This is a genomic window from Gordonia spumicola, assembly GCF_009932475.1.
GTDB lineage: Bacteria > Actinomycetota > Actinomycetes > Mycobacteriales > Mycobacteriaceae > Gordonia > Gordonia spumicola.
In genome coordinates this window covers 1,882,626-1,908,463 of the sequence record NZ_BJOV01000005.1, presented here as the reverse complement: position 1 = coordinate 1,908,463, position 25,838 = coordinate 1,882,626, and the positions used below count along the sequence as shown (strand labels likewise).

Annotated in this window: 25 protein-coding genes and 1 tRNA gene; 16 read left to right on the top strand and 10 right to left on the bottom strand. The window is 69.1% G+C overall.

All coding sequences use genetic code 11. The features are described 5' to 3' along the window. The first annotated feature begins 67 nt into the window (after nucleotides 1–67). A tRNA-Glu gene (locus GYB83_RS20140) sits at nucleotides 68–140 on the top strand. Between the two features lie 137 nt (nucleotides 141–277). On the opposite strand, the gene GYB83_RS20135 is transcribed toward GYB83_RS20140, so the two are convergent. After that, nucleotides 278–775 (bottom strand): pyridoxamine 5'-phosphate oxidase family protein, encoded by a 498-nt coding sequence (locus GYB83_RS20135; RefSeq protein WP_161897084.1) that lies wholly within the window; start codon nucleotides 773–775, stop codon nucleotides 278–280. Between the two features lie 19 nt (nucleotides 776–794). After that, the gene (locus tag GYB83_RS20130) at nucleotides 795–1,496 is read right to left on the bottom strand and encodes an IclR family transcriptional regulator (protein ID WP_161897083.1); all 702 of its coding nucleotides are present in this window, start codon (nucleotides 1,494–1,496) and stop codon (nucleotides 795–797) included. A 79-nt stretch (nucleotides 1,497–1,575) separates the two neighbouring features. Between GYB83_RS20130 and leuC the strand changes: the two genes are divergently transcribed. The 4 genes from leuC (at nucleotide 1,576) to GYB83_RS20110 (ending at nucleotide 5,546) form a co-directional block, all read left to right on the top strand. Next, the gene (gene leuC, locus GYB83_RS20125; RefSeq protein WP_161897082.1) at nucleotides 1,576–3,012 is read left to right on the top strand and encodes a 3-isopropylmalate dehydratase large subunit; all 1,437 of its coding nucleotides are present in this window, start codon (nucleotides 1,576–1,578) and stop codon (nucleotides 3,010–3,012) included. Between the two features lie 11 nt (nucleotides 3,013–3,023). After that, nucleotides 3,024–3,611 (top strand): 3-isopropylmalate dehydratase small subunit, encoded by a 588-nt coding sequence (gene leuD, locus GYB83_RS20120; RefSeq protein ID WP_161897081.1) that lies wholly within the window; start codon nucleotides 3,024–3,026, stop codon nucleotides 3,609–3,611. Between the two features lie 181 nt (nucleotides 3,612–3,792). Continuing rightward, nucleotides 3,793–4,308, top strand: coding sequence for an HU family DNA-binding protein (locus GYB83_RS20115; protein ID WP_161897080.1), 516 nt, complete (start codon nucleotides 3,793–3,795; stop codon nucleotides 4,306–4,308). A gap of 38 nt (nucleotides 4,309–4,346) precedes the next feature. Next, complete coding sequence (locus GYB83_RS20110) at nucleotides 4,347–5,546, top strand: alpha/beta fold hydrolase (RefSeq protein ID WP_228461653.1); 1,200 nt, start codon at nucleotides 4,347–4,349, stop codon at nucleotides 5,544–5,546. A 309-nt stretch (nucleotides 5,547–5,855) separates the two neighbouring features. Here the strand turns inward: GYB83_RS20110 and GYB83_RS20105 are convergent, their stop codons facing one another. Genes GYB83_RS20105 through cofC form a run of 3 tightly spaced genes read right to left on the bottom strand, consistent with a single transcriptional unit; the run spans nucleotide 5,856 to nucleotide 9,675 of the window. Next, on the bottom strand, nucleotides 5,856–6,782 hold the full coding sequence (locus GYB83_RS20105) for an NUDIX hydrolase (protein WP_161897079.1): 927 nt from the start codon (nucleotides 6,780–6,782) through the stop codon (nucleotides 5,856–5,858). Continuing rightward, nucleotides 6,779–8,974: an RNA degradosome polyphosphate kinase gene (locus GYB83_RS20100; RefSeq protein ID WP_371865269.1), complete on the bottom strand. Its 2,196-nt coding sequence runs from the start codon at nucleotides 8,972–8,974 to the stop codon at nucleotides 6,779–6,781. Before GYB83_RS20100 ends, GYB83_RS20105 begins: the two co-directional genes overlap by 4 nt. A 47-nt stretch (nucleotides 8,975–9,021) precedes the next feature. Beyond that, nucleotides 9,022–9,675, bottom strand: coding sequence for a 2-phospho-L-lactate guanylyltransferase (gene cofC, locus GYB83_RS20095; protein WP_228461651.1), 654 nt, complete (start codon nucleotides 9,673–9,675; stop codon nucleotides 9,022–9,024). Nucleotides 9,676–9,793: 118 nt separating this feature from the next. Between cofC and GYB83_RS20090 the strand changes: the two genes are divergently transcribed. After that, complete coding sequence (locus tag GYB83_RS20090) at nucleotides 9,794–10,807, top strand: NAD(P)H-dependent glycerol-3-phosphate dehydrogenase (protein WP_161897076.1); 1,014 nt, start codon at nucleotides 9,794–9,796, stop codon at nucleotides 10,805–10,807. Between the two features lie 82 nt (nucleotides 10,808–10,889). Here GYB83_RS20090 and GYB83_RS20085 read toward each other — a convergent pair whose 3' ends face one another. Together GYB83_RS20085 and GYB83_RS20080 are read right to left on the bottom strand one after the other, a co-directional pair. Beyond that, on the bottom strand, nucleotides 10,890–12,176 hold the full coding sequence (locus GYB83_RS20085; RefSeq protein ID WP_161897075.1) for a vWA domain-containing protein: 1,287 nt from the start codon (nucleotides 12,174–12,176) through the stop codon (nucleotides 10,890–10,892). A 4-nt stretch (nucleotides 12,177–12,180) separates the two neighbouring features. Further along, on the bottom strand, nucleotides 12,181–12,732 hold the full coding sequence (locus GYB83_RS20080) for a DUF3515 domain-containing protein (protein WP_161897074.1): 552 nt from the start codon (nucleotides 12,730–12,732) through the stop codon (nucleotides 12,181–12,183). Between the two features lie 44 nt (nucleotides 12,733–12,776). On the opposite strand from GYB83_RS20080, the gene thiL reads away from it, so the two are divergent. The 3 genes from thiL to GYB83_RS20065 are packed head-to-tail and all read left to right on the top strand — an operon-like array spanning nucleotide 12,777 to nucleotide 14,967. Then, nucleotides 12,777–13,748 carry a thiamine-phosphate kinase gene (thiL, locus tag GYB83_RS20075; protein WP_161897073.1) on the top strand — a complete coding sequence of 324 codons (972 nt, stop codon included), beginning with the start codon at nucleotides 12,777–12,779 and terminating at the stop codon, nucleotides 13,746–13,748. Between the two features lie 20 nt (nucleotides 13,749–13,768). Beyond that, nucleotides 13,769–14,290: a gamma carbonic anhydrase family protein gene (locus GYB83_RS20070; RefSeq protein ID WP_161897072.1), complete on the top strand. Its 522-nt coding sequence runs from the start codon at nucleotides 13,769–13,771 to the stop codon at nucleotides 14,288–14,290. Continuing rightward, nucleotides 14,290–14,967, top strand: a complete 678-nt coding sequence (locus GYB83_RS20065; RefSeq protein ID WP_161897071.1) for a uracil-DNA glycosylase — start codon at nucleotides 14,290–14,292, stop codon at nucleotides 14,965–14,967. Before GYB83_RS20070 ends, GYB83_RS20065 begins: the two co-directional genes overlap by 1 nt. Nucleotides 14,968–15,021: 54 nt before the next feature. Here GYB83_RS20065 and GYB83_RS20060 read toward each other — a convergent pair whose 3' ends face one another. Next, a complete protein-coding gene (locus tag GYB83_RS20060) occupies nucleotides 15,022–15,819 on the bottom strand; it encodes an enoyl-CoA hydratase/isomerase family protein (RefSeq protein ID WP_161897070.1) in 798 nt (265 codons plus the stop codon). Nucleotides 15,820–15,907: 88 nt separating this feature from the next. Continuing rightward, entirely contained in the window at nucleotides 15,908–16,096 is a 189-nt protein-coding gene (rpmB, locus tag GYB83_RS20055; RefSeq protein ID WP_161897069.1) for a 50S ribosomal protein L28, read from the bottom strand. Nucleotides 16,097–16,349: 253 nt separating this feature from the next. On the opposite strand from rpmB, the gene GYB83_RS20050 reads away from it, so the two are divergent. From GYB83_RS20050 to GYB83_RS20040, 3 genes are all read left to right on the top strand, one after another. Further along, nucleotides 16,350–17,993: a DAK2 domain-containing protein gene (locus tag GYB83_RS20050; RefSeq protein ID WP_161897068.1), complete on the top strand. Its 1,644-nt coding sequence runs from the start codon at nucleotides 16,350–16,352 to the stop codon at nucleotides 17,991–17,993. Beyond that, nucleotides 17,993–20,254 (top strand): ATP-dependent DNA helicase RecG, encoded by a 2,262-nt coding sequence (gene recG, locus GYB83_RS20045; protein WP_228461781.1) that lies wholly within the window; start codon nucleotides 17,993–17,995, stop codon nucleotides 20,252–20,254. Before GYB83_RS20050 ends, recG begins: the two co-directional genes overlap by 1 nt. Before the next feature lie 83 nt (nucleotides 20,255–20,337). Next, nucleotides 20,338–21,069 (top strand): HNH endonuclease family protein, encoded by a 732-nt coding sequence (locus tag GYB83_RS20040; RefSeq protein WP_161897066.1) that lies wholly within the window; start codon nucleotides 20,338–20,340, stop codon nucleotides 21,067–21,069. A gap of 8 nt (nucleotides 21,070–21,077) precedes the next feature. Here the strand turns inward: GYB83_RS20040 and GYB83_RS20035 are convergent, their stop codons facing one another. Then, nucleotides 21,078–21,689 carry a DUF305 domain-containing protein gene (locus GYB83_RS20035; protein WP_161897065.1) on the bottom strand — a complete coding sequence of 204 codons (612 nt, stop codon included), beginning with the start codon at nucleotides 21,687–21,689 and terminating at the stop codon, nucleotides 21,078–21,080. A gap of 170 nt (nucleotides 21,690–21,859) precedes the next feature. Between GYB83_RS20035 and GYB83_RS20030 the strand changes: the two genes are divergently transcribed. From GYB83_RS20030 to GYB83_RS20015, 4 genes are read left to right on the top strand one after another with little or no spacing between them, the layout of a single operon-like run. Further along, the gene (locus tag GYB83_RS20030) at nucleotides 21,860–22,552 is read left to right on the top strand and encodes a response regulator (protein ID WP_161897621.1); all 693 of its coding nucleotides are present in this window, start codon (nucleotides 21,860–21,862) and stop codon (nucleotides 22,550–22,552) included. Further along, on the top strand, nucleotides 22,549–23,688 hold the full coding sequence (locus GYB83_RS20025) for a sensor histidine kinase (RefSeq protein WP_161897064.1): 1,140 nt from the start codon (nucleotides 22,549–22,551) through the stop codon (nucleotides 23,686–23,688). The genes GYB83_RS20030 and GYB83_RS20025 overlap by 4 nt, the downstream gene beginning before the upstream one ends. Then, complete coding sequence (locus GYB83_RS20020) at nucleotides 23,685–24,944, top strand: glutamate-5-semialdehyde dehydrogenase (protein WP_161897063.1); 1,260 nt, start codon at nucleotides 23,685–23,687, stop codon at nucleotides 24,942–24,944. Before GYB83_RS20025 ends, GYB83_RS20020 begins: the two co-directional genes overlap by 4 nt. Further along, the gene (locus tag GYB83_RS20015) at nucleotides 24,941–25,837 is read left to right on the top strand and encodes an AAA family ATPase (protein ID WP_161897062.1); all 897 of its coding nucleotides are present in this window, start codon (nucleotides 24,941–24,943) and stop codon (nucleotides 25,835–25,837) included. Before GYB83_RS20020 ends, GYB83_RS20015 begins: the two co-directional genes overlap by 4 nt. Nucleotide 25,838: the final 1 nt, after the last annotated feature.

Below are 25,838 nucleotides of genomic sequence, written 5' to 3'. Positions count from 1 at the left end.
ATATTCGCAAAGTTCACGATCGTGTATAGTGGATCAGCGTGTGTCACAACTGAAAATGTTGTTCTAGGGCCCCGTCGTCTAGCGGCCTAGGACGCCGCCCTCTCAAGGCGGTAGCGCGGGTTCGAATCCCGTCGGGGCTACAGAGAAATGAAGACCCGGACCATTTGGTCCGGGTCTTCATTCGTATGTGGAGCAGTTCGCTCACTTCGTCGACATCCGCTCACTTCGGGAGGGGAGCGGATGTCGACGAGGGGAGCGGACTCGCGTTTGGGATGGGTCAGCTGTAGAACTCCGCGGTGGTGCCGCCGAGGGGGAGGGCGGGGAGACCGAGTTTGCCGTGATCCCAGGAGCGGATGCGGGTGGGCACGAGGCGGACGGCGACGCGCTTGTTCATCATGGCTTCGACGGCTGGCTTGAGATCGTCGGTGTACGGGCCGTTGTAGCGTTCCCAGACGTTGATGCCGACCTTCAGGCAGGTGTCGGGGTCGTCGTGGATCTCGACGGCGCCCTCGATGCTGACGCCGCGCAACGCGTCGTAGGTGAGACCGTCCTCGATGAGGGCGGTCGCGCGCGGATCACGGCGGAGATTGACGATCTTCTGCGACTTGGCCTTGGTCTCGAACCAGAGTTCACCGTCGATCACGGCGTACCACATCGCGAGGAGGTGGATGCCGTCTCGGCCGTGGGTGGCGAGGTTGGCGGTGCGGTGCTGCGCGATGAACGAGGCGATCTCGTCGTCGCTCATCACGATCTGTGAGCGCTGCTTTGTTCCCATTCTCGAACCGTAGCGGACGTCACAGTCGGGCGCTGATGGCGTCCGCCGCTCGGATCAACTCGGGCGCGAAACGCTCGCCGGGCCGACGCCCGAGCCGTCCGATGGGACCGGAGATGGAGACGGCGGCGACGACGGCGCCGGACGAGTCACGGACGGGAGCGGACGCACTGGCGACCCCCTCGATGCGTTCGGCCGCGCTCTGCGCCCAGCCTCGGCGTCGGATCTCCGCGAGCGATCGCTCGGTGTACGCGGAATCGGGGACCAACGCCGCCCGGAGGTCGGGTTCGGCCCAGGCCGCGAGGACCTTCGCCGCCGATCCCGCGGCCATCGTGAAGCGCGTGCCGACCGGGACGGTGTCGCGCAGGCCGGTCGGCGGCTCGGACGCCGCGATGCAGACTCGTTCGGAACCCTCCCTGCGGTACAACTGGACCGACTCGCCGGTGGCCTCCTGCAGCCGAGGCAGGACGAGGAGCGCCGCCTCACGGACGTCGTCTCGGGCCGTCGCGGCGAGCCGGGCCAGCGCAGGTCCCGGCGTCCAGCGACCCGTGTCGTCGCGGGTCAGCAGCTCGTGTACTTCGAGTCCGACGGCGAGGCGGTGCGCCGTTGCGCGCGGCAGTCCGGTGGCCTCGCAGAGCTCGTTGAGATTGCGTGGCGCGGCCGCGACGGTCGTCAGGACCGCGACAGATTTGTCGAGCACGCCGATTCCGCTATCCTTTCCCATAGGACGATACTAGCTGTCCAAATACTGAGATCAAATGCTGACGGCAGCCCCCGGAGGCGTTTGGAGAGGCAAGTGGCGCATGAATGACACGACTGCCAAGCCGCGGACCCTGGCCGAGAAGGTGTGGGACGACCACGTCGTCGTCCCGGGCGAGGTCGACGCGAGCGGCAACACCAACCCCGATCTGATCTACATCGATCTGCACCTGGTGCACGAGGTGACGAGCCCGCAGGCCTTCGACGGGCTCCGGGTGGCCGGACGCAAGCTCCGTCGCCCCGACCTGACGATCGCGACCGAGGACCACAACGTCCCCACGGTCGACATCTTCAGCCCGATCGCCGATCAGGTGTCGGCGCTGCAGGTGGAGACGCTGCGCCGCAACTGCGAGGAGTTCGGTGTCCGCCTGCACCCGATGGGCGACGCCGAACAGGGCATCGTGCACGTCGTCGGACCGCAGCTGGGCCTCACGCAGCCCGGCATGACGGTGGTCTGCGGCGACAGCCACACCTCCACACACGGCGCGTTCGGCGCGCTCGCGATGGGCATCGGCACCTCCGAGGTTGAGCATGTGATGGCGACGCAGACGCTGTCGCTGCGACCGTTCCGGACGATGGCGATCACCGTCGACGGCGAGCTGCCCGACGGTGTGACGAGCAAGGATCTGATCCTGGCGGTCATCGCCGAGATCGGCACCGGCGGCGGCCAGGGGCACGTCCTGGAGTATCGAGGACCGGCGATCGAGAAGCTGTCGATGGAAGCGCGCATGACCATGTGCAACATGTCCATCGAAGCGGGAGCCCGCGCGGGCATGATCGCCCCCGACGACATCACCTTCGACTACCTGAAGGGTCGCCCGCACGCGCCGCAGGGCGACGACTGGGACGCCGCGGTCGAGTACTGGCGCGGCCTGCGGACCGACGACGACGCCGTCTTCGACCGCGAGGTCCACATCAACGCGTCCGAACTCACCCCGTTCGTGACGTGGGGGACCAACCCGGGTCAGGGCCTGCCGCTCGGCGCCAGCATCCCGGATCCCGCCGACATCGTCGACGAGACGGAGTCGCTGGCCGCGGCCCGCGCCATCGAGTACATGGGCCTGACGCCCGGCACTCCGCTGCGCGAGGTCAAGGTCGACACCGTGTTCGTCGGCTCGTGCACCAACGGTCGCATCGAGGACCTGCGCGCGGTCGCCGAGATCCTCGACGGACGCACCGTGGCCGAGGGCATGCGCATGCTCATCGTCCCCGGCTCGATGAAGGTGCGGGCGCAGGCCGACGACGAGGGGCTCGGCGAGATCTTCACCAAGGCCGGCGCGGAATGGCGGATGGCGGGCTGCTCGATGTGCCTCGGCATGAACCCCGACCAACTGTCGGCGGGCGAGCGCTGCGCGTCGACGTCCAACCGCAACTTCGAGGGGCGTCAGGGCAAGGGCGGACGCACCCACCTGGTGTCGCCCGCCGTCGCCGCGGCGACCGCCGTGCGCGGCACCCTGGCCGCTCCCGCGGATCTGGTCTGAGGAGGACTGACATGGAACCGTTCATCACCCACACCGGCGTCGGCGTCCCGCTGCAGCGCAGCAACGTCGACACCGATCAGATCATCCCCGCCGTCTACCTCAAGCGCGTCACCCGCACGGGCTTCGAGGACGGACTGTTCGCCGGATGGCGCGCCGATCCCGGATTCATCCTGAACAACGAGCCGTGGTCGAACGGGTCGGTCCTGGTGGCCGGACCCGACTTCGGCACCGGCAGCTCCCGCGAGCACGCAGTCTGGGCACTCATGGACTTCGGCTTCCGCGTGGTCGTCTCGTCGCGTTTCGCCGACATCTTCCGCGGCAACTCGGGCAAGGCCGGACTCGTCGCCGCGCAGGTGGAGCAGGCCGACGTCGAACTGCTGTGGAAGCGTCTCGACGCCGAACCGGGCCTCGAGGTGACCGTCAGTCTCGAGGACATGACGGCCACCGCGGGCGACCTCGTGGTCCCGATCCAGGTGGACGACTACACACGCTGGCGGCTGATGGAAGGCCTCGACGACATCGGTCTCACCCTGCGGCAGACGGATGCGATCGACGCGTACGAGGCGAAGCGGCCGTCGTTCAAGCCGGTCACACTGTAGCCTCGCGATAGCTGCGAACACCCGCCCGACGCCGAATCCCGGTGTCGTGGCGGGTGTTCGTGCGTTCGGGCGAGTGCATCAAATTTCCCGAAGTCGCTCTGACACAACACAAGAACTCTCTACGGTGTGACGTAGCCGTCATGACTGGGCCGGCCGGTCGGCGTGATCCGCGGAGGTTTGGATGAACAAGGCAGAGCTCGTCGAGGAACTCACCAAGCGCCTCGACGCCGATCGCAAGACCGCGACGGCGGCGGTCGAGCAGCTGATCGACACCATCGTCCGGGCTGTCCACCGTGGAGAGAGCGTGACGATCACCGGATTCGGGGTGTTCGAGAAGCGGTCGCGCGCGGCTCGCGTCGCGCGGAATCCGCGGACGGGTGAGACGGTTCGCGTGGAGGCGACCGACGTCCCGTCGTTCCGGCCCGGAGCCCAGTTCAAGGCGATCATCGCCGGGGATCAGGAGATCTCCGACGACCAGCCGGCCGTCAAACGTGCGACACCGGAGCCAGAGGCGCCCGCGGCGGCGAAGCGGGCCCCCGCGAAGAAGAGCGCAGCGAAGAAGAGTCCGGCGAAGAAGACCGCAGCCAAGAAGACCGCAGCCAAGAAGACCGCAGCCAAGAAGACGGCAGCCAAGAAGACGGCAGCGAAGAAGGCTCCGGCCACGAAGAGCGCGGCCAAGAAGGCCGCCTCGAAATGAACGTGACCGCGTCGTTCCGGTCGGGGAGCTGAGTGCCGGTGCTCGGTCGGACCCGCAGATTCGGTCGGGCGACGCTGCTGGCCGCCCTCGGTGCGGTCGTCGCCCTCGTGGCGATCGCCGCCGTGATGCTCGGACCCCGCCTCATCGGCGACGAGGCGGAACGCGACCACGTCGCCGAGTTCTACACCCAGCCGGAGGGCGCCGCCGACGGCGCGCCCGGCACCCTCGTGCGCAGTGAGCGGCTCGACGGCGCGCTGCTCGGCACCACCGCGTGGCGGATCATGTACCGCACCCGAGACGTCGACGGCCGACCGGTGGTCGCGACCGGCATCGTCGCGACGCCGGACGGGACCGCGCCGCACGACGGGCGGACGGTGTTGGCGTGGGCGCACCCGACGACCGGTGTCGCCGACGCATGCACGCCGTCGCGCATGTTCGATCCCTACCTCGACGTCGAAGGCATCCGCGTGATGCTGGACCGTGGATACACCGTCGTCGCCACCGACTACGTCGGGATGGGGACCGAAGGGCCCGACTCCTATCTGGTCGGCGTGACCGCGGGGAACAGCGTGCTCGACTCCGTCCGTGCCGCGCGTGCCCTCGACGGTGCGCACGCGGGCTCGAAGACCGTCCTGTGGGGTCATTCGCAGGGCGGCCAGGCCGTGCTGTTCGCCGCCGAACGCGCGAAGACCTACGCGCCAGAACTGACCGTGCTGGCGGCCGCCGTAGCCGCTCCCGCCGCCGATCTGACCGCCCTGCTCGGCAGTCACCTCGACGATCTGTCCGGAACCACCATCGGCTCGTACGCGTTCTCGGCGTACTCGCAGGTCTACGCGGGACGAGGCGCACGACTCGACACCGTCCTGACGCCCGCGGCGATCGGGATACTCCCGCAGATGAACGCACTCTGCCTGCTCACCCAGAACAAGGAGCTGCACCGGATCGCCGCGCCGGTCGTCGGCACGTTCTTCGCCCACAACCCGGAGAGCGTCGAACCGTGGGCGACGCTCCTGCGAGAGAACTCCGCGGGCGGTCGGACGTTCACCGCGCCGCTCTTCGTCGCCCAGGGCGCGAAGGACAAACTCGTGCTCCCCGCCGACACCGAGCGGTTCGTCGCGCACGAGAAGCAGCAGGGTATGAACGTCACCTACCACTCGGCCGCCGACGGCGATCACGGCACCGTCGCGTACCTGTCGCTGCCCGCGTTGACGGCGTGGCTGAACTCCGTCGGAGCCTGAGAGTCAGGGCGCCCTAGTATGCCGAACCGTTAATCCGTTGAATAAGTATTCATAGTCCAATGGTGGTTGAGCCGGGCCGGAGCGATAGCGGAGGGTCGTGTCGAAACCCGGTGACATTCGCTGTAGCTGCAGTCCGACTACGCTGAATCGTCACGACGAAACAGGCGTGACCATTGAATTCATTGAGCGATGTCACCGAGTTCGAGCCGACCTCACCAGGTTTCGACTCGGCCCTCCGCTATCGCTCCGGTCCGGCTCAACCAGCATGAAGGTACGACTATTTATGCAACGGATTAATGGTTCGGGACACTAGTCGGCGAACGGGCTCGGGATGTGATCGACCGAGATCAGGGCGTCGCCGGTCGAGGTCAGCACCCACACGCTGCCCTTCCGGTTGCGCGAGGCGGGCAGGTCCACCCCGTCGCGTTCGGCCCACCGAGTGAGCACGGGCGGGATGACCCCGCCCTGACTGCAGACGGCGTGCACCGGGCCCTTCGACTCGGGCAGGGCCCCGCCGCTGCGGGAGGCGATGGCGAGGAGCCGTCCGAACGCCGCGTCCGGATCGTCGGCGTAGGCCTCCTCGGACAACAGCGGTTCGGTGACGATGTCCGTGCGGAGCGCGTCGGCCATCGGCTCGAGCGTCTGAATGCACCGCAGCCGGTCGGCGGCGTGGAGACGGTGCACACCGTACAGGCCGAGCACGTCGACGAGGGCCGAGGCCTGGCGTCGTCCCTCGGCGTCCAGCGGGCGCTGCCGGTCGTCGCCGCGGTACCGAGCCTTGCGGCCCGCTTTCGCGTGGCGGACCAGGATCAACGTGCGGAGACCGACGATGTCCACCGACGCGAAGTCGTGCAGCACACGGCGGTCGGCGGAGTAGCTGACGAGAGCGGTCGCCTGCTCCACCCCGACCCACCGCAGTTCGTCGCACTCGTGATTCGGCACGAAGTCGCCGCCCACGGCCGCGACCGCCCAATACCCGACCTTCTTCTGCGCGCCGGAGTGGAGGCGGTACTCGACGGTGCAGAGTCGATGGCCCATCCGAACCTCGTACCCCGTCTCCTCGACGATCTCGCGGGCCGCGGTCGCCACCAGCAGCTCGCCGGGCTCGGCCTTGCCCTTGGGCAACGACCAGTCGTCGTAGCGGGGACGATGCACGATCGCCACCTCGACGCCGACGGCCCCGTGCCGCCAGAGAACGCCTCCGGCGGCCCACACGACTCTCCGCGGCGAACTCATCCGGCCGGGTTCGGCTCCAGGTGGTGGCGCGTGCGCTGCGCCATCCGCCGTTGGTGGTCCCTGACCTCCTCGCCGACCGCGGGCAGTGCCTCCCACGCGCCGTCGGCCCGCAGCTCCCAGCAGCGGGTCCGCGGGTCCATCGCCGAGTCGAAGATGTCCTGGAGATCGGCGACCAGACGCTGGTCGCGAACCTGCACCATCACCTCCACCCGGCGGTCCAGGTTGCGGTGCATCATGTCGGCGCTGCCGATCCAGTACTCGTCCTGCGATCCGAAGTGCAGGATGCGCGAGTGTTCGAGGAACTGGCCGAGGATCGACCGGACGACGATGTTGTCGCTGATCCCCGGAACGCCCGGCTTGAGGGCGCAGATGCCGCGGACCATGACGTCCACCGGGACGCCTGCCTGCGACGCGCGGTACAGGGCGTCGATCACCTTCTCGTCGACGAGCGCGTTCGCCTTCAGCTGCACGCGAGCGTTCTCATCGCCGGCCTGACGGGCCGCGATCTCACCGTTGATCCGTTCGACGATGCCCTTGCGGATGCCCGCGGGCGCCACCAGCAGATTGCGGTAGTCCTGTTTGCGGGAGTACCCGGTGAGGGTGTTGAACAGGTCGGTGAGGTCGGCGCCGATCTCGGGCGCCGCGGTGAACAGGCCGACGTCTTCGTAGAGTCGCGCGGTCTTGGGATTGTAGTTGCCGGTGCCGATGTGGCAGTAGCGGCGGATCGTCGACCCTTCGCGCCGGACCACGAGGCAGGTCTTGCAGTGCGTCTTGAGGCCGACGAGGCCGTACACCACGTGCACACCCGCCTGCTCGAGTTTGCGTGCCCACTTGATGTTCGCCTGCTCGTCGAAACGGGCCTTGAGCTCGACGAGGGCGACGACCTGCTTTCCCGCGGCCGCCGCGTCGATCAACGCGTTGACGATGGGGGAGTCGCCCGACGTGCGGTACAGCGTCTGCTTGATGGCGAGGACCTGCGGGTCGGCGGCCGACTGCTCGATGAACCGGACCACACTGGTGGAGAACGAGTCGTACGGGTGATGGACGAGGACGTCGCCGTCACGGAGCGTGGAGAAGACGCTCTTGGGCGTCTCACGCTCACCGAACGCGGGGTGCGTCTTCGGGACGAACGGGCGTTCCTTCAGGACGGGACGGTCGATGCCGTAGATCTGCCACAGGCCGGTCAGATCGAGCAGGCCGGGCAGGGTGATGACGTCGGCCGGGTCGACGTCGAGCTCGCGCAAGAGCATCTCGAGCATGTGCTCGCTCATGTCCTCGCCGACCTCGAGGCGCACCGGCGAACCGAAACGACGCCGGGCGAGTTCCCGCTCGAGGGCCTGCAGGAGATCCTCGTCGCGGTCCTCGTCGACCTCGAAGTCGGCGTTGCGCGTCACCCGGAACACGTGGTGGTCGACGATCTGCATGCCGGGGAACAGCTCCTGCAGATTCGCCGCGATGAGCTTCTCCAGCGGCAGGAACAGGGCGGCGGCAGTGGTTCCGTCCTCGCCGATGCGGTCCGCTTCGCCGGTGAGGGAGTCGACGCGGATGAAGCGGCTCACGTTGTCGGGAACCTTGACGCGGGCGAAGTGTTCGCCCGCGTCGCCGCTGTCGCGGACCGTCACCGCGAGATTCAGGCTCAGGCCGGAGATGTAGGGGAACGGGTGCGCGGGGTCGACCGCGAGCGGGGTCAGGACCGGGAACAGTTCGTTGTGGAAGTGCTCGCGCAGTCGCCTGCGCTGGTCGTCGGTGAGATCGGCCCATTCGACGATGTGGATGTTCTCGGCGGCCAACGCCGGGGTCACCGACTCGAGGAACACGCCTGCGTGTCGGGCGGCGATCTTCTGCGACCGGGCGGCGATCATCTGCAGCTGCTCCCGCGGCGACCGTCCGTCGGCGGAACGGACCGACAGGCCGGTCTCGTCGCGGCGTTTGAGTCCGGCGACTCGGACCATGAAGAACTCGTCGAGGTTGGACGCGAAGATCGCCAGGAACTTGGCCCGTTCGAGGAGCGGCATCGACACGTCCTCGGCCAGCGCGAGGACCCGCGAGTTGAAGTCGAGCCAACTCAGCTCGCGGTTCAGGTAGCGGTCCTCGGGGAGGTCCGCGTCGAGATCGGGGACCACGGTCTCCGCGGGGAGTGCCGCGGGCAGGTCGGCGAGGGACTCGTCGTCGATGTCGTCAGCTGGGCTCACCGGATCATTGTGCCGCATGGTTCGCGGGTTGTCTCGCCGACGGCGGGTCAGCCGCCGAGGGCGTGTCGGGTCCGTGGACCGAGGCCGAGCGACCGGGCCGCGGCGAGGTCGGCGGGGGTGTCGATGTCGGTCCGCAGGTCGGGCCATCGGAGACGGTCGGGGTCGAGTTCGACGGCGCCGGCGGCGCGGTGCGCCCGTGCCGAACCGCCGCCGAACAGCGGCGCGAACCCGCGGACGGCGACGAGCATCGCGGTGCCCGATCCGTCGCGGTCGGCGACGAACGCGGCGGGCGCGTCGTCGAGGCTGGCCGCGGCGTCCAGCGCGGCGCGCAGCGAGTCCGGACCGAGGGCGGGCAGGTCGGCCTGCAGGTAGACGATCACCGAGGCGTCGGTCGCCGCCGCGCCGCGGGCGAGGGCGGCGTTCAGCGGCGTCCACCCCGCGGGCGCGTCGACCGGCTCGTCGACGGCGGTGGCCCCGGCACCGGCGGCGATCTCGTGGACCCTGGCGTCCGGGCTGACGACGACGACTCGTCGTGGCCCGATCGCGGTGACCGCGTCCAACGTGTCGGCCAGCATGGCCGCGACCAGCGTCGGACGGTCGTCGTGCGCGCGCGGAAGCGGGCGCAGTCTGCTCTTGGCGTCGTCGAGCGCCTTCACCGCGAGCACGACCGCCGCGTCGTCGAGCGTGGATGGAACTCGCATGTCGACCATGGTGCAGCATGTGTTCGGCCGACGTCGGCTCGGGTGATTCTCCCGATCGGCCGGTGGCGTCCGACTAGGCTGGTCACCACTTGCAACGAGGATCGGCAGAGGAGTGCGTGTGCGTGCTGTGGTGATGGGTTCCGGATCGTGGGGCACGGCGGTGGCGAAAGTCCTCGCCGATGCGGGCAACGACGTCGTCATGTGGGCGCGGCGCCCCGAACTGGCCGAACAGATCACCACCGGTCACGAGAACGGCGACTACCTGCCCGGCGTCACCCTGCCCGCGAACCTGACCGCGGTCAGCGATCCGGCGGCCGCCCTCGCCGACCGCGAGCTCGTCGTGTGCGCGGTGCCGTCGCAGTCGTTGCGCGACAACCTCGCGCAGTGGCTCGAGCACCTGTCGCCCGACGCGATCCTGCTGTCGCTGGCGAAGGGTGTCGAGGTGAGCACCGGGAAGCGGATGAGCGAGGTGATCGCCGAGGTCAGCGGATTCCCGGCGCGTCAGATCGCGGTGCTGTCGGGCCCGAACCTCGCGAAGGAGGTCGCTCAGGAGCAGCCCGCGGCGACGGTCATCGCGTGCGTCGACGAGGATCAGGCCAAACGCGTGCAGGAGGCGTTCGCGACGGGCTACTTCCGCCCGTACACCAACACCGACGTCGTCGGCACCGAGATCGGCGGCGCCGCGAAGAACGTCATCGCGTTGGCCTGCGGAATCGCGGCGGGCATGGGCTACGGCCAGAACACGATCGCCACCATCATCACCCGAGGCCTCGCCGAGACGATCCGCCTGGGCGCCGCGCTCGGCGCCGACATCACGACCCTCGCGGGCCTCGCGGGCATCGGCGACCTCGTCGCGACCTGCTCGTCGCCGCTGTCGCGCAACCGGACGTTCGGCGCACGCCTCGGCGAAGGCGCCACCCTCGACGAAGCGCAGGCCGCGACCAACGGCCAGGTCGCCGAGGGCGTGAAGTCGTGCCGCTCGGTCCGTGCTCTCGGGCAGCAGCACGGCGTCGAGATGCCCCTCACCGAAGCCGTCTACCAGGTCTGCAACGAAGGCATGACGGTCCAGGAGATGGCCGTCGCACTCCTCGGCCGCAGCCCCAAACCGGAAGTGTACGAAGGACGCGGCTGACGCCGTCGGTTCCTTCCCGCTCCTGCTCTCGCTTCCCGACCACGGACAGTCCGTGAGCGGGAAGCGATGCTCGGGGCGTGAGTCAGTCGATGATCCGTTGCGCGCGGGCGGCGCGGAGCCAGTCGGGGAACTCGCCGAGGAGACGGGCGTAGAGATCGGCGTCGCTGATGCGGTCGAGGTCGTCGATCTGGAAGAATCCCGCGTTGTCGACGACGCGTCCGGCCAGGGTGTCGAGCTCGGTGAGGACGCCGAAGTTGTTCTTCCCGAGCCCGATGAACTGCCAGAACACCGGGAGGCGCGCGGCGTCGCCGATGAGACTCCTGATCAGCGGGACCTTCGAGTAGAAGCCGCCGTCGGTGAAGAACAGCACCAGGACGGGCTGGCGGTCGGGCAGATCGTTGAGGATCGCCTGCATGATCGGCAGTTCCTCGTTGACCGCGCCGATGCGCTTGTACTCGATCGGTGCGGACAACGGGGCGCCGTGCGTGCCGTTGAGGTGGACGAACGTGTCGATCCACAGATCGGCCTCGGCGACCGTCACGTCCGGTAGCTTCACGTACGACTTCGCGTACAGGTAGGCCTCGAGAGCGCCGTCGCTGTCGAGCTGCGTCGCCACCGGAACCATGCGCTCGACGGCCCGGCGGACCGTGCCCCGCCGATACAGCGACGACATCGATCCGGTCTTGTCGATCACCATGATCACGCGGGCCGTCGCACCCGCCGCGCCCTTGGTCAGCAGGACTTTGTGGACGGCCTCCTTGCGCAGGTTCAGCGTCTGCCGCTTCTCGAGCGACAGTTTCTCCTCGCCCTTGACCATGCGGACGGTCGGGGCGGCAGGCGGCTGCGGGGCCGCAGGCGCGGGGGCGGGCGCTGACGGGGCGGGCTCCTCGTCGACCGTGACACCGAGTTCGCGGACGAGGGCCGCGAAACCCGCGGTCCAACCGGCGGACTCGCTGCGGACCTTCCACTGGCCGTTCCGGCGGTACACCTCGACGAGGATCGCCGCCTGCTCGGTCGTGAGTCCCTCGGCCGGGGCGACGATCACCGACCCGTCGTCGCAGGCGATCGTGGTCGTCACGGGCGACGACGACAACGGCGTGTCGGCAGCGACGGCGATCGCGACGCGCTCGACATCGGCGGGAATCGCGCCGAGATGAACGGTGACCTGAGACGGGCCGTCCAACGTGATCGAGCCCTCGGGCGACCGCGGTTGATTGAAGAACACGAAGTCGGCGTCCGACCGGACCCGCCGATCCTCGCGCAGGGCGAAGGCGAGGATGTCGGCGTTCGCGCCGCTCACCGTGATCGTGAGTCGACCGGCGGCGGCGGGCAAGGTGACGTTCTGGCCGCGAGCGAGCGGTGCAGGCATGGCGCTACTTTCCGAAGTCGAGAGGGGCACGGACGAGATGCTTCGCTATCAGGTTCGACACGTCGGTGATCGGCGCGTTGCCCGCCCCGGCGGGGACCCACATCGCGATGTACGGGCGATGATCGACGCACACGTACACCTGGCCGCGACCCTCGATGGTGTCGGTCATGAACCACTGCACCGGATCGATCACCTGCAATGAACTCGTCGGGGCGAGTTCGCCGGGCCGGGTGACGCCGCACCGAAGCACGATCGGTTCGGAGTCGTCCTTCGTCCACCGAACGGTCGTCCCGTCGACGGTCTTGCCGCCGAAATCGCCGAGGGCGTCCGGCAGCAGGTCGATGAATGCCGGACACTTGTCCGCCCCCTCGGCGCCTGTCGTCGAATAGCTGTCGACGGGGATCGGATCGGGGTCGGCGTGCCGCGAACCCTTGATCGCCGCGAAGGTGATGAAGAGGGCGATCACCGCGACCGGAACGGCCACGAGCGTCGCGATCAGCGCCGGGCTCAGTCGTGCGTCCGCGCGGACGTCGTCGTCATCGGGGGTAGTCGCCATGCGTCCAGCGTAGGACTGCCGGTGCGGGCCCGTAGGATCGGGCCGTGACGACTGTGGGCGAGATCGGCGAACGCGAACTGATCGCGCGGTTCACGCGGGCCGCGACCCGCACGCGGACGGACGACGTGGTGATCGGGTCGGGCGACGATGCCGCGGTGTTCCTCGCGCAGGGCCCGGTCGTGGTCAGCACCGACACCGCCGTCGCGGGCAGGCACTTCCGGTTCGACTGGTCGACGCCCGATCAGATCGGCGCCCGCGCCGTGGTCCAGAGCGCGGCCGACATCGCCGCCATGGGCGGACGACTCACCGGCGTGACAGTGTCGATCGGCTGCCCCCCGGAGACGGCCGTCGACCGTCTCCTCGCCCTCAACGCGGGCATCGTCGGACAGACCCACGCGTACGACGCACGGGTGCTCGGCGGCGACCTGGTGTCGTCGCCGACGGTCGTCATCACGGTCACCGCGATCGGCGTCCTCGACGACGTCGCGCCCGCGACCCTCGCCGGGGCGCGGCCGGGCGACGTGCTCGCGGTCAGCGGCCCGCTCGGGGGCGCGGCGGCCGGGCTCGCTGTCCTCGCCGCAACCGAGCACGGGGCCGACCCGTCGCTCGTCGTCGATCACGCCGAGGCCGTCGCCGCGTACCGGCTCCCACAGCCCGATCTCACCGCGGGTCCCACCGCGGCCCGCACCGGCGTCTCCGCGATGACGGACGTGTCCGACGGCCTCGTGGAGGAGATCGTCACGGTGGCCGCGTCGTCGGGCGTCCGGCTCGACGTCGACTCGGCAGCCGTCCCCCGGGCCGACTGGTTGGACGCCGCGGGCGCGGCACTCGGCGTCGACCCGGTGCGGTGGGCGCTCGGCGGCGGCGAGGACCACGTCCTGCTGGCGACGTTCACCGCCGGAGCCGTGCCGGCCGGCTGGGTCGTGATCGGAGCGGTGTCCGAGGGGAGCGGAGCCCACGTGGACGGCGAGCCCGTCGGCGCCGTTCGGGGCTGGCAGTCGTTCACCGAGACCTGATCGAGTGCTTAGATCGACGCATGGCTGTCTATGCGCTCGGCGATCGCGAGCCGACTCTCGGTGACGACGTGTTCATCCATCCAGACGCGACGGTGATCGGCGCGGTGACGCTCGGCGACGGTGTGTCCGTGTGGCCCGGAGCCGTGCTCCGCGGCGACTACGGGACCATTTCGATCGGCGCCCGCACCAACATCCAGGACGGCACCGTCATCCACTGCACGTTCGTCGACGCGACCGTCATCGGGGCCGGATGCGTCGTCGGCCACAACGCGCACATCGAGGGTGCGACGATCGGCGACGACTGTCTGATCGCGTCCGGCTCGGTGGTCCTCAACGGGTCGACGATCGGAGCCGGTTCGGTCGTCGGCGCGGGCGCGGTGGTCCCGTACGGCTTCACGATGCCCGACCGGTCGATGGCCCTCGGCGTCCCCGCGAAGATCCGGGAAGGACACGTCGTCCCCGAGGGACACGTCGCTCAGAACACCGAGCTGTACTTCCAGAACGCCCAGTTCTACCGCGACAACCTGCGAAGGATCGACTGATGGCACGCACCCCGCTCATCGACCTCCTCGACCCGGGATGGGCGCGGGCGCTCGCACCCGTGGAGGACGTGATCGCCGCGATGGGCGACTTCCTGCGCGCGGAGAACGCGGCCGGACGCGGATACCTGCCCGCGGGCAAGAACGTCCTGCGGGCGTTCACGCAGCCGTTCGACGACGTCCGCGTCCTCATCGTCGGACAGGACCCGTATCCGACGCCGGGGCACGCCGTCGGGCTGAGCTTCTCCGTCGCGCCCGAGGTCCGGCCCATCCCGCGGTCGTTGCAGAACATCTACGCCGAGTACTGCTCCGACCTCGGCTATCCGCAGCCGACCAACGGCGACCTCACCCCGTGGGCGGACGCGGGTGTCCTACTGCTCAACCGGGTGCTCACGGTCGCGCCGGGCGACGCCGGTTCGCACCGCCGCAAGGGCTGGGAGGCGGTCACCGAGTGCGCCATCCGGGCGTTGGCGTCTCGCGATGAGCCGCTGGTGGCGATCCTGTGGGGCAACGACGCCCGCAGTCTCACCGAGTGGCTGCCCGACGTGCCGACCATCGAGTCGGTGCACCCGTCGCCGCTGTCGGCATCCCGCGGCTTCTTCGGCTCCAAGCCGTTCAGCCGCGCCAACGAGGAGCTCCTCGACCTCGGAGCCGACCCCGTCGACTGGCGCCTTCCGTAGTGTCGCGTTCCTCGAGACGCGACCGCCGGTCCGTCGAGCGCAGTCGAGACGTGGTCAGCGCACCCCGCGGAAGTCGGGAGCGCGCTTGGCAAGGAACGCGTCGACGCCCTCGACGCCCTCGGACGTCACCGACAGGCCCGCGATGGACGCCGACTCGGCGTCCATCTGATCGGTGAGAGTCCGGCCCGCGGACGCGTGGACGAGGTCGCGGACGGCGGCGAACGATCCGCGCGGACCCGCGGCGAGTGTCGCCGCGGTCGCCTGTGCGGTGGAGGCGACATCGGCGTCGTCGACCACCTCGGCCAGGATGCCGAGGTCGAGTGCGCGCTGAGCATCGAGGATCTGATCGGTCATGATGATGTGCCGAGCGCGGGCCGCGCCGACGGTGCGGGGGAGCGCCCATGACATTCCGCCGTCGGGCGAGAGCCCGATGCCGGGGTAGGCCGGACGCAGTCGGGTGCCGGTTCCGCCGATCGCGATGTCGGCGTGCAGGACCAGACTCATACCCGCGCCGGCGGCCCAACCGCTGACGGCGGCCACGACGGGCACCCGCGTCTGATAGAGCACCTTGATGAAGTAGTGCAGGTCGTCGGCCAGCCCGCGAAGGTACTCGCCGCGATCGTCCGCGGCGGCGAACCGTGCGACGTTGCCGCCCGCGCAGAAGTTCTTGCCCGTGCCGGTCAGGAGTATCGCGCCCGCCTCCCGTACGCCGCGCGTCACCTCGAGGAGGGCCCGCGTTCCGGCGAGGATCAAGTCGTGGTCGAGTGCCGTGCCGTTGTCGGCGGTCGAGACGGGCAGCGTGAGGACGCCGTCGGCGTCGAGCGTGATGAGTTCCGAAGCGGGAGAGGTCATTCCCGGAGTCTACGGTGGACGGCAGACGACGAGAACGCCGCCCGGGCGAACCCGGACGGCGTTCTCGAAAGTCGAAAGGCTGAGCGAATCAGGCGTTGACCTTGCCGGCCTTCAGGCACGAGGTGCACACGTTCTTGCGCTTCTTGTTGCCCGGAGCGACCTCGACGCGCACGGACTGGATGTTCGGGTTCCAGCGGCGGTTGGTGCGGCGGTGCGAGTGCGAGACCGACTTGCCGAAGCCGGGGCCCTTGGCGCAAACGTCACAAACGGCAGCCATAGCGAACTCCTTGGTAGAAATCTTTGATCGTGGTCTTGCCCGGTCGATCGCGGAGACATGGATGTCCCTCACCGCCGACGGGCAACCCGACAAGAGTAACCGGTTCGACCTGTCGGGGCCAAATCGGTCCGTGGACCGCCGGTGATCCACGGGAGTGTCGGGGGTCGACGGTACCCTTTCAGGCACAACTCGCATCGGCCGCAGGCGCCGATGGCAGACGTGGTCGTGTGCGCGAGAGAGTGCTGGTGGACGTATGACGAAGAGTGCGAACGCGGTCAACCCGCAGCTGATCCGGGACTGGGCGCACGCGTGCGCGGCGGGACTCTCCGCCATCCGCGGGGAGATCAACGATCTCAACGTGTTCCCGATTCCCGATTCGGACACCGGAAGCAACATGGCGAACACGATGGCCGGGGCGGTCGCGGTGCTCGATGAGACGGCGTCCGACGCCGACCTCTCGACGGTCACCCGCGCGCTCGCCGACGGCTGCGTGTCCAACGCACGGGGCAATTCGGGCGTGATCCTCGCGCAGCTCTTCGTCGGACTCGCCGACGCCGCCGACCTCGGCATCGCCGAAGACGATCTGAGCTTCAACAGACTCTGCACCAACGGTCTCCGGCTCGCGGCGCTGTCCGCGCGACGCGCGGTCAGCGAACCGCGGGAGGGCACCGTCCTCACCCTGCTGAAGGTCGCCGCGGCGACGGCCTCGGCGCACATCGCCCAGTCGCCGGCCGACCTCGTCCGCGCCATCGCCGACGACTCGGCCGAGGCCCTGGACCTGACGACCGAGCAGATGCCCGAACTCGCGAACGCAGGCGTCGTCGACGCGGGTGCGCGTGGATTCCTCGCCATCGTCGACGCCATGGTCTCGGTCGTCACCGGCGTCGCCAACAAACGGCGCGTCTACCGCGGGTCGACCGTCGGCCCCGGCGGATTGGTGGATCAGTCGTGCTCGGCCGACGGCGACACCGCTTTCGAGGTGATGTACCTGCTGGAGGGCGCGGACGCGAAGCAGATCGCGGGCCTGCGCGACAGGCTCGGTGAACTGGGCGACTCGATCGTGATCGTCGGTGACAGCTCCGATGTGTCGGAACGCTTCTCGGTGCACGTGCACACCGACGAGCCGGGGGCGGCGGTCGAGGCCGGACTGGCACTCGGCGACATCCGGGACATCCGGATCAGCTGCTTCGTGCTCGACGCGCTGAAGGCCGCTCCCGGAGCGAACGAGCCGCCGCCGCGATTCAAACGCGCCGTCGTCGTGCTCGTCACGGGCGACGGCGCGGAGGAACTGTTCGCCGCCGCAGGGGCCTCCGTCGTGCGTGCCGACCACGGAGTCCATTCGGCGACGCTGGCCGAGGCCATCCGGGCCACGGACAGCGCACACGTGATCGTCATGGGAAACGGGATGATGTCGTCGCAAGACCTGGTCGCGGTCGGAGCCGACGCCCGGTCGACGCAGCGGTCGGTCGTGTTCCTCCCGACCTTGTCGATGGTGCAGTGCCTGTCGGCGATGGCCGTCCACGATCCGGGCGAGGAGCCCGACGTCGACGCCTTCGCGATGGCCGAGGCGGCCGCTGCCACCAGGTGGGGATCGCTGGTGATCTCGCCGAGCAGGATCACCACGCTCGCGGGCACCTGCGACGTCGGCGACACCCTCGGGCTCATCGGGTCGGACGTGCTCGTCATCGGCAAGGAGCCGTCCGACGCCGCGACCGCCCTGCTCGACCTGATGCTCGCCACCGGCGGCGAGATGGTCAGCGTCCTTGCGGGCGGCAACCTCGACGACGACACGCGCGCCGCCATCGAGGAGCACATCCGCAAACACCACAGCGGCATCGAACTCGAAGTGCACGAGACCGGTCAGACCTCGCACCTGATGCAGGTCGGCGTCGAATGATGCTCACCAACACGACGCCGCTCGCCGAGACCGACCTCGACACGAAGCTGGTCGAGAAGCTGGCAGGCCTCGAGCTGACTACCGTCGGCGAACTGCTGCGGTACGTTCCGCGCCGCTACATCCGGCAAGGTCAGGCGTCGTCGGCCGAGCGGCCCGAGCCGGACGAGTGGATCACCGTCATCGGGCGTGTCGAACACGCCCAGATGATCACGATGAAGCGGAGGTACGGGAAGTTCCTCAAGATCGTCGTCGCGGACAGCAACCGGAAGTACGAGGCCAGTTTCTTCAACGCGGGCTACATCAAACACGTGCTCAAACCCGGGGTGCGGGTGGCGCTCGCGGGCAAGGTGAAGTACTTCAACAATCAGGTTCAACTGTCGCATCCGGACTGGCTGGTGCTGCCCGACGACGGCGTCGACGTCCGAGGCACCGGCATGATGGAGGAACTCCTCGCCGACGAGATCGACTCAGACAAGGAACAAGAGGTGTCGACGGGAACCTCCGACGACGTCGAGAGCTTCCGTCGGTCGATCATCCCGATGTACCCGGCCACGCGCGACGTGCAGACGTGGGAGATCTGGCGGGCCGTTCGGCACGTGCTCGGCGACACGCTGCCGGCCGCCGACCCGCTCACCGAGGCCCAGCGCACCGGACGCGGCCTGATCACGAGCGACGAGGCCATCCGCCACGTCCACCTGCCGGAGTCGATGGAGTCGATCGATCGGGCGCGCGAGCGGTTGAAGTTCGACGAGGCGCTCGCCGTGCAGACCGCGCTCGCGCAGAAGCGCGCCGATCAGGGCGCCGAAAAGTCGACGGTGTCCGTTCACGTGCCGGGCGGCCTGGAGGACCAGTTGCTTGCCCGACTGCCGTTCGAGCTGACCGACGGACAGAAGACGGTGATCGAGGAGATCGGCTCCGACCTGGCCGTCGCGCATCCGATGAACCGCCTGCTGCAGGGCGAGGTGGGTTCGGGGAAGACCCTGGTGTCGCTGCTGGCGATGCTGCGCGTCGTCGACAACGGCCACCAGTGCGTGATCCTCGCGCCGACCGAGGTGCTCGCCGCACAGCACTACCGGACCGTGATGACGATGCTCGGCGATCTCGCGCGCGGCGGCGAACTGGGCGCCGCGGACGGGGCCACCCGCGTCGGACTCCTGACCGGGTCGTTGAACACCGCGGCGAAACGGACAACCCTGCTCGACGCGGTGACCGGCGACGCCGGGATCCTGATCGGCACGCACGCACTGCTGGAGGAGAACGTCGAGTTCTTCGACCTCGGCATGGTCGTGGTCGACGAGCAGCATCGGTTCGGCGTCGAACAGCGTGACGTCCTCCGCACCAAGGGGCGCGACGACAAGCGTCCGCATTTCTTGGTGATGACGGCGACACCGATCCCGCGGACGGTGGCGATGACCACGTTCGGCGATCTCGAGACCTCGGTGATGACCGAACTCCCGCGCGGCCGTCAGCCGATCACGACGAGCGTGGTGCCGATGAGCAACGCCAGGTGGATCGACCGGGCGTGGGCTCGGGCCGGCGAGGAGATCGACGCCGGACGGCAGGTGTACGTGGTGTGCACCCGGATCGGCGACGAGGAGTCGAAGCCGAAGAAGAAGTCCTCGAAGAAGGACGAGCCGGAGAAGGAGGACGACACGGTCTCGGTCCTCCAGCAGGCCGAACTGTTGGAGACTCGGTGGCTGCCCGGGCGTCGGATCGGCGTCCTGCACGGCCGGATGCACGCGGACGACAAGAACGACGTGATGGACGCGTTCACGCGCGGTGAGATCGACGTCCTCGTCGCGACCACGGTCATCGAGGTCGGCGTCGACGTGCCCAATGCGACGATGATGGCGATCGTCAACGCCGAGCGGTTCGGCGTGAGTCAGCTGCACCAGCTCCGCGGTCGTGTCGGACGAGGCGGACACGCGGGCCTCTGTCTGCTGATGACGTCGGCGAACGAGATGTCGCAGTCGATGGAGAGGCTGCGAGCGGTCGAGAAGTCGAACGACGGTTTCGAACTCGCGCTCGTCGACCTGCGGCAACGCCGGGAAGGCGACGTGCTCGGGTCATTGCAGTCGGGTGGGAAGTCGTCGTTGCACTTCCTGTCCCTGCTCGACGACGTCGAGGTGATCGCCGACGCCCGCGCGTTGTCGGAGTCGATCGTCGCGGCCGACCGGGCCCTGGCGGATCATCCGGCGCTCGCCGATCTCGTCGACGCTGTCCTCCTGCCGTCCCGTGCGCAGTATTTGGAGAAGTCCTGACGTCCTGCGCGTGTCGCGGAACCGAACGTGCGTTCTATGCGTCTGACCTTATGTGAGGATCGGATTCGGGGACGGGAGACACGATGCGGTGGGCGGATCGGCACGCGCACAGGAGGACCGACCGTGTCCGCCTGACCGGCAGGCAGTGGCTCGGCCTCGTGGTGTTCGCGGCGGTGGCGGTCGTGGTCGCGTTCGGGGTCGGACCCGTCCGTGAACCGCACCCGGTGCCCGCCGCTCAGGTCGACGCGGCGCGGCGGGCGTTCGACGGTCTGCGGGTGATCGGCGCGCGTCCACCGCACGACTCCGGATATCAGCGTGAGGCGTTCGGTTCGGCGTGGACCGACGACACGCAGGCCGCGGGCGCGGGCAACGGCTGCGACACCCGAAACGACATCCTCGCGCGCGACGTGCGGGTGTCGGGCCTGACGTCGGCGAGCACGTGTCCCCGCGCGGTCGCCGCCGGAGTCCTGACCAGCCCTTACACGGGGAGGCCCGTCGTCTTCGAGCGTGGTCGCGGATCGAGCGCGATCCAGATCGATCACATCGTGCCGCTCTCCTACGCGTGGGACATGGGCGCGTCGCGGTGGGACGCGGACCGCCGTGCGACCTTCGCCAACGACCCGTCGAACCTGGTCGCCGTCGACGGGGCGAGCAATCAGACGAAGTCGGACGCCGAACCGGCACGCTGGATGCCGACCCTGCGCAGTTTCCACTGCCAGTACGCGGTCCAGTTCGTGACGGTCCTGGCCCGGTACGGACTGCCCGTCGACGCCCCGTCGAAGACCGCGCTCGGCCGGGCGCTCGAGTCGTGTTGACTAGGGCACTAGCTCGTTCCGAGCATCGCCTTCATCGTGGTGATCTCGGCGGTCTGAGACTCGACGATGCTGCGTGCCATCGCGACGGCGTCGGCGTTCTTCCCCCCGGTCACCTGCGACTGCGCCATGCTGACGGCGCCTTCATGGTGCGCGATCATCTGGGTCAGATACAGCTTCGCGGCGTCGGGTCCCGAGGCGTCCTTGAGCTTCGCGATGTCGTCGGCCGACACCATGCCGTCCATCGTGTGGCCCGACATGTCGGCGGTCGTCGGCTCGCCCCACGCGGTCAGCCAGGATGTCAGCTGGGTGATCTCGGGGCCCTGCGCTTGTTTGATCGACGTGGCGAGGGCCCGGACGTCGGTGGGGACGCCGTCCTTGGCGAGGAGGATGTCGCTCATCTCCAACGCCTGCTCGTGGTGGGGGAGCATCATCTGCGCGAACATCACGTCGGCGGCGTTGTGCGCGGAGTCGGACGCCGACGCGTTCGCCGCGGACGTCGACATCGATGCCATGTCGTGGCCTTCGTGGCCGGACGTGGAGTCGTCGGACGACGAGCATGCGCTGAGGGCTGCGACGGCGGCGACGACTGCGATGGCGGCGGCGATCGGACGGGTGTTCATGGGACATCACCTTTCCAGGGCTGTTCGGGGTACTCGACCGAGTGTGCACGTCCCGCACCGGGTTTCGGCTGTAGCTCGCCTCAAGATCTCCTCAAGCCCTTCGACTGCGAGCGTCCGGCACCGCCATGATGGACGGCATGAGTCAACCCGTGCGACACGCACTGAGAGCGATGGTCGTCGAGGACGAGCCCGATCTCGCGAGTCTCGTCACCTCCTATCTCGAACGCGACGGTTTCGACGTGACGACGGTGGGCGACGGCATGCGGGCGGTCGATCGGGCTCGTGACGTCGACCCGGACGTGATGGTGCTCGACCTCGGTCTCCCCGGGCTGGACGGAGTCGAGGTGTGCAGGCGCGTGCGGGAGTTCTCCGACGCGTACGTGGTGATCCTGACCGCGCGCAGCGACGAGGTCGACACGCTGATCGGACTGTCGGTCGGCGCCGACGACTACATGACGAAGCCGTTCAGTCCCCGCGAACTGTCGGCCCGCATCCAGGCCCGGATCCGTCGCCCGCGCGGCGGGCTCGGCGGCCCGGCCGCGCGGACCGCGCCCCGAGAGCTCCGTACGTTAGGCGACCTGACGATCGACGTCGCGGCCCGCGAGGTGACGGTGGCAGACGAGCCGGTTCACCTCACACGCACCGAGTTCGACGTACTCGCCGTCCTGTCGGCCGATCCCGGCGTCGTCGTGACCCGGTCGGCGTTGATCGACGCCGTCTGGCGGACCGGATGGAAGGGCGCAGATCACCTCGTCGACGTCCACGTCGGCCATCTTCGTCGCAAACTCGGCGACGACGCGTCCAACCCGCGCTATGTGGTCACCGTCCGCGGCGTCGGCTACCGGATGGGCGACGGCCGATGAGACGCATCGGGTTCGGCACGCGCTTGTTCCTGGCGTCGTCGCTCGTCTTGATCGGGTGCCTGGCGACGGCCGCGGTGATGTCGGTGCTGATCGCGCCGAGCCTCTTCCACGACCATCTGATGCAGGCGGGGATATCCGAGGACTCGGACCTGGCCGCGCACATCGAGATGGCCTTCCGGGGCACGCTGTTCCCGGCATGGGGCATCGCGGCCGTCGTCGCCGTGCTCATCGCGCTCGCCGTCAGCTGGTGGCTCGCACGACGCGTCGACCGGTCGGTCGCGGCGCTCGCCGAGTCCGCGGGTGACATCGCGCGCGGACGATACGACACGACTGTCGTCGACGCCGGCCTCGGCCGCGAATTCGCCGACTTGGCCGATGCCGTCAATCGGCTCGCGCATCGGCTCGGCGAGACCGAGACCACCCGGAGGCGCATGCTCGCCGATCTAGGTCACGAGATGCGGACCCCGATCGCGACCATCGAATCGCATCTCGAGGCCCTCGAGGACGGTGTGCGGGTGGCCGACGCCGACTTGATCCGCGTGCTCCGGACAGGGACGCGGCGCCTGGCGCGACTCGCCGAGGACGTCAACGCGGTGTCGCGGGTGCAGGAGGGGCTCGACGCCGTCCGGCCCGAACCCACGACGTCGGACGAGTTGGTCCGCGCGGCCGTCACGGCTGCCGGGAAGGCGTACTCCGACGCGGGGATCGCCCTGGTCGTCGACGCCGGACCGGCCGTCGCGGTGCACGCGGACCCCGCTCGCATCGGTCAGGTGCTCGGCAACCTCCTCGACAACGCCCGCAGGCACACCCCGTCGGGTGGAACGGTGACGATCGCCGCCCGCGGGGACGGAGATCGCGCGGTGTTCACCGTCGCCGACACCGGGGAGGGCATCGCGGCCGACCACCTGCCGCACGTGTTCGACAGGTTCTACCGTGCCGACACCGCGCGGGGCAGACGGGAAGGGAGCGGGCCCGACGGGGGCAGCGGAATCGGGCTGACGATCGCTCGGAGCCTGGTCGACGCGCACGGCGGCGACATCTCGGCGACGAGCGACGGCCCCGCGTCGGGTGCCGTGTTCACGGTGTCGCTGCCCGCGTCGGGGATGTCGGAGGGCAGCGCTAACCTGGACCCATGAGCGCACCAACCCTCGAGGACGTCACCGCTGTCGTCACCGACCTCGCGACCGCCGCCAAGCAGGCGTCCCGCAGCCTCGCGACACTGACCACCGCCCAGAAGAACTCGGTGCTGGAGGCGGCGGCCGACGCGATCGACGCCGCCGCCGACACCGTCCTCGCCGCCAACGCGACCGATGTGGAACGCGCCGAAGCGGCGGGCACCGAGGCGTCCCTCGTCGACCGACTCCGGTTGACGCCCGAGCGCATCGCGGGCATCACCGGCGGGCTGCGTCAGGTCGCCGCCCTGCCCGACCCGGTCGGACAGGTCACGGCGGGCAAGACGCTGCCCAACGGCCTCGACCTCCGTCAGGTGCGGGTTCCGCTCGGAGTGGTCGGATTCGTGTACGAGGCTCGCCCGAACGTGACCGTCGACGGGTTCGGCATCTCGTTCAAGGCGGGCAACGCGGTGCTGTTGCGCGGCTCGTCGTCGGCCGCCGACTCGAACGCCGCGCTCGTGGCGATCCTCCGTGAGGTCCTGACCACGCACAAGGTGAACGCTGACGCCGTCGCCCTGCTGCCGAGCGAGACGAGAGACAGCGTCACCGCGCTCATCCGCGCCCGCGGCCTGGTCGACGTCGTGATCCCGCGCGGCGGTGCCGGGCTGATCTCGGCTGTGGTCCGCGACGCGACCGTCCCGACGATCGAGACGGGCACCGGGAACTGCCACATCTACGTGCACGCCGACGCCGACGTCGACATCGCGACCCGCATCATCATGAACGCCAAGACCCGCAGGCCGAGCGTGTGCAACACCGTCGAGACGGTACTGATCGACAAGGCGGCGGCCGACGCCGCACTCGGCCCGATCACCACGGCTCTGCAGGCTCAGGGCGTCGTGATCCACAGCGACGAACCAGGCTTCGAACCCGCCACCGAGGACGACTGGCACCGCGAGTACCTCTCGCTCGACATCGCCCTCAAGGTGGTCGACGGACTCGACGCCGCGATCGACCACATCGCCGAGTACGGCACCGGGCACACGGAGGCCATCGTCACCGGCTCGCTGACCGCGGCCAACGAGTTCACCGCCCGCGTGGACGCCGCCGCCGTGATGGTGAACGCCTCCACCGCGTTCACCGACGGCGAGCAGTTCGGGTTCGGCGCGGAGATCGGCATCTCGACGCAGAAGCTGCACGCGCGCGGTCCGATGGGACTCACCGAGCTCACGTCCACGAAATGGCTGGTCTGGGGCGACGGTCAGGTGCGTCCGGCATGATCGCGGCCGACGTGACACCCGCGTTCATCGACACCGCGGACGTGAACGCCCGCCTCAAGGAGACCGGGTACCTCGCCGACGCGGCCACGTCCACGACGACGTTCCTCGCCGATCGTCTCGGCAAGCCGCTGCTCGTCGAGGGCCCGGCGGGCGTCGGCAAGACCGAGCTGGCGCGGGCCATCGCGCAGGCGACGGGAGCGGAACTGATCCGACTACAGTGCTATGAGGGCATCGACGAGGCCCGCGCGCTGTACGAGTGGAATCACGCCAAGCAGATCCTCGCGATCCAGGCCGCGGGCAGCCGTGACTGGGACGCGACCAAGAACGACATCTTCTCCGAAGAGTTCCTGCTGGCGAGGCCCCTGCTGACGGCGATCAGCCGCACGGAGCCGACCGTCCTGCTGATCGACGAGATCGACAAGGCCGACGTCGACATCGAGGGACTGCTCCTGGAAGTGCTCAGCGACTTCGCCATCACGATCCCGGAGATGGGCACCGTCACGGCCCAGCGACGCCCGATCGTGCTCCTCACCTCGAACGCCAACCGGGAACTGTCCGAGGCCCTCAAGCGTCGATGCCTGTACCTCTACATCGATTTCCCGGACGCCGCCCTCGAACGTCAGATCCTGGCGTCGCGCGTCCCCGATCTGCCGGAGAAGGTCGCGACCGAGATCGTCCGGGTGATCGGCGTCCTGCGCGGCCTGGACATCAAGAAGAAGCCGTCGGTCGCCGAGACCATCGACTGGGGCAATACGCTCCTGGCGATGACGTCCGGCGAGGACGCGGTCAAGGGCGGCCGGCTCGACGAGTCGCTCATCGCGAAGACCCTCGGGGTGGTGCTCAAGCACCGTCCCGACGTGACCACCGCGATCCGCGAACTGAAACTCGGCTGAC

Coding starts and splice junctions, on each gene's coding strand:
- GYB83_RS20135 (WP_161897084.1), bottom strand. CDS start 775: ATGGGAACAAAGCAGCGCTCACAGATCGTGATGAGCGACGACGAGATC.
- GYB83_RS20130 (WP_161897083.1), bottom strand. CDS start 1,496: ATGGGAAAGGATAGCGGAATCGGCGTGCTCGACAAATCTGTCGCGGTC.
- leuC (WP_161897082.1), top strand. CDS start 1,576: ATGAATGACACGACTGCCAAGCCGCGGACCCTGGCCGAGAAGGTGTGG.
- leuD (WP_161897081.1), top strand. CDS start 3,024: ATGGAACCGTTCATCACCCACACCGGCGTCGGCGTCCCGCTGCAGCGC.
- GYB83_RS20115 (WP_161897080.1), top strand. CDS start 3,793: ATGAACAAGGCAGAGCTCGTCGAGGAACTCACCAAGCGCCTCGACGCC.
- GYB83_RS20105 (WP_161897079.1), bottom strand. CDS start 6,782: ATGAGTTCGCCGCGGAGAGTCGTGTGGGCCGCCGGAGGCGTTCTCTGG.
- cofC (WP_228461651.1), bottom strand. CDS start 9,675: ATGCGAGTTCCATCCACGCTCGACGACGCGGCGGTCGTGCTCGCGGTG.
- GYB83_RS20085 (WP_161897075.1), bottom strand. CDS start 12,176: ATGCCTGCACCGCTCGCTCGCGGCCAGAACGTCACCTTGCCCGCCGCC.
- GYB83_RS20080 (WP_161897074.1), bottom strand. CDS start 12,732: ATGGCGACTACCCCCGATGACGACGACGTCCGCGCGGACGCACGACTG.
- GYB83_RS20070 (WP_161897072.1), top strand. CDS start 13,769: ATGGCTGTCTATGCGCTCGGCGATCGCGAGCCGACTCTCGGTGACGAC.
- GYB83_RS20065 (WP_161897071.1), top strand. CDS start 14,290: ATGGCACGCACCCCGCTCATCGACCTCCTCGACCCGGGATGGGCGCGG.
- GYB83_RS20060 (WP_161897070.1), bottom strand. CDS start 15,819: ATGACCTCTCCCGCTTCGGAACTCATCACGCTCGACGCCGACGGCGTC.
- rpmB (WP_161897069.1), bottom strand. CDS start 16,096: ATGGCTGCCGTTTGTGACGTTTGCGCCAAGGGCCCCGGCTTCGGCAAG.
- GYB83_RS20050 (WP_161897068.1), top strand. CDS start 16,350: ATGACGAAGAGTGCGAACGCGGTCAACCCGCAGCTGATCCGGGACTGG.
- recG (WP_228461781.1), top strand. CDS start 17,993: ATGCTCACCAACACGACGCCGCTCGCCGAGACCGACCTCGACACGAAG.
- GYB83_RS20040 (WP_161897066.1), top strand. CDS start 20,338: ATGCGGTGGGCGGATCGGCACGCGCACAGGAGGACCGACCGTGTCCGC.
- GYB83_RS20035 (WP_161897065.1), bottom strand. CDS start 21,689: ATGAACACCCGTCCGATCGCCGCCGCCATCGCAGTCGTCGCCGCCGTC.
- GYB83_RS20030 (WP_161897621.1), top strand. CDS start 21,860: ATGGTCGTCGAGGACGAGCCCGATCTCGCGAGTCTCGTCACCTCCTAT.
- GYB83_RS20025 (WP_161897064.1), top strand. CDS start 22,549: ATGAGACGCATCGGGTTCGGCACGCGCTTGTTCCTGGCGTCGTCGCTC.
- GYB83_RS20020 (WP_161897063.1), top strand. CDS start 23,685: ATGAGCGCACCAACCCTCGAGGACGTCACCGCTGTCGTCACCGACCTC.
- GYB83_RS20015 (WP_161897062.1), top strand. CDS start 24,941: ATGATCGCGGCCGACGTGACACCCGCGTTCATCGACACCGCGGACGTG.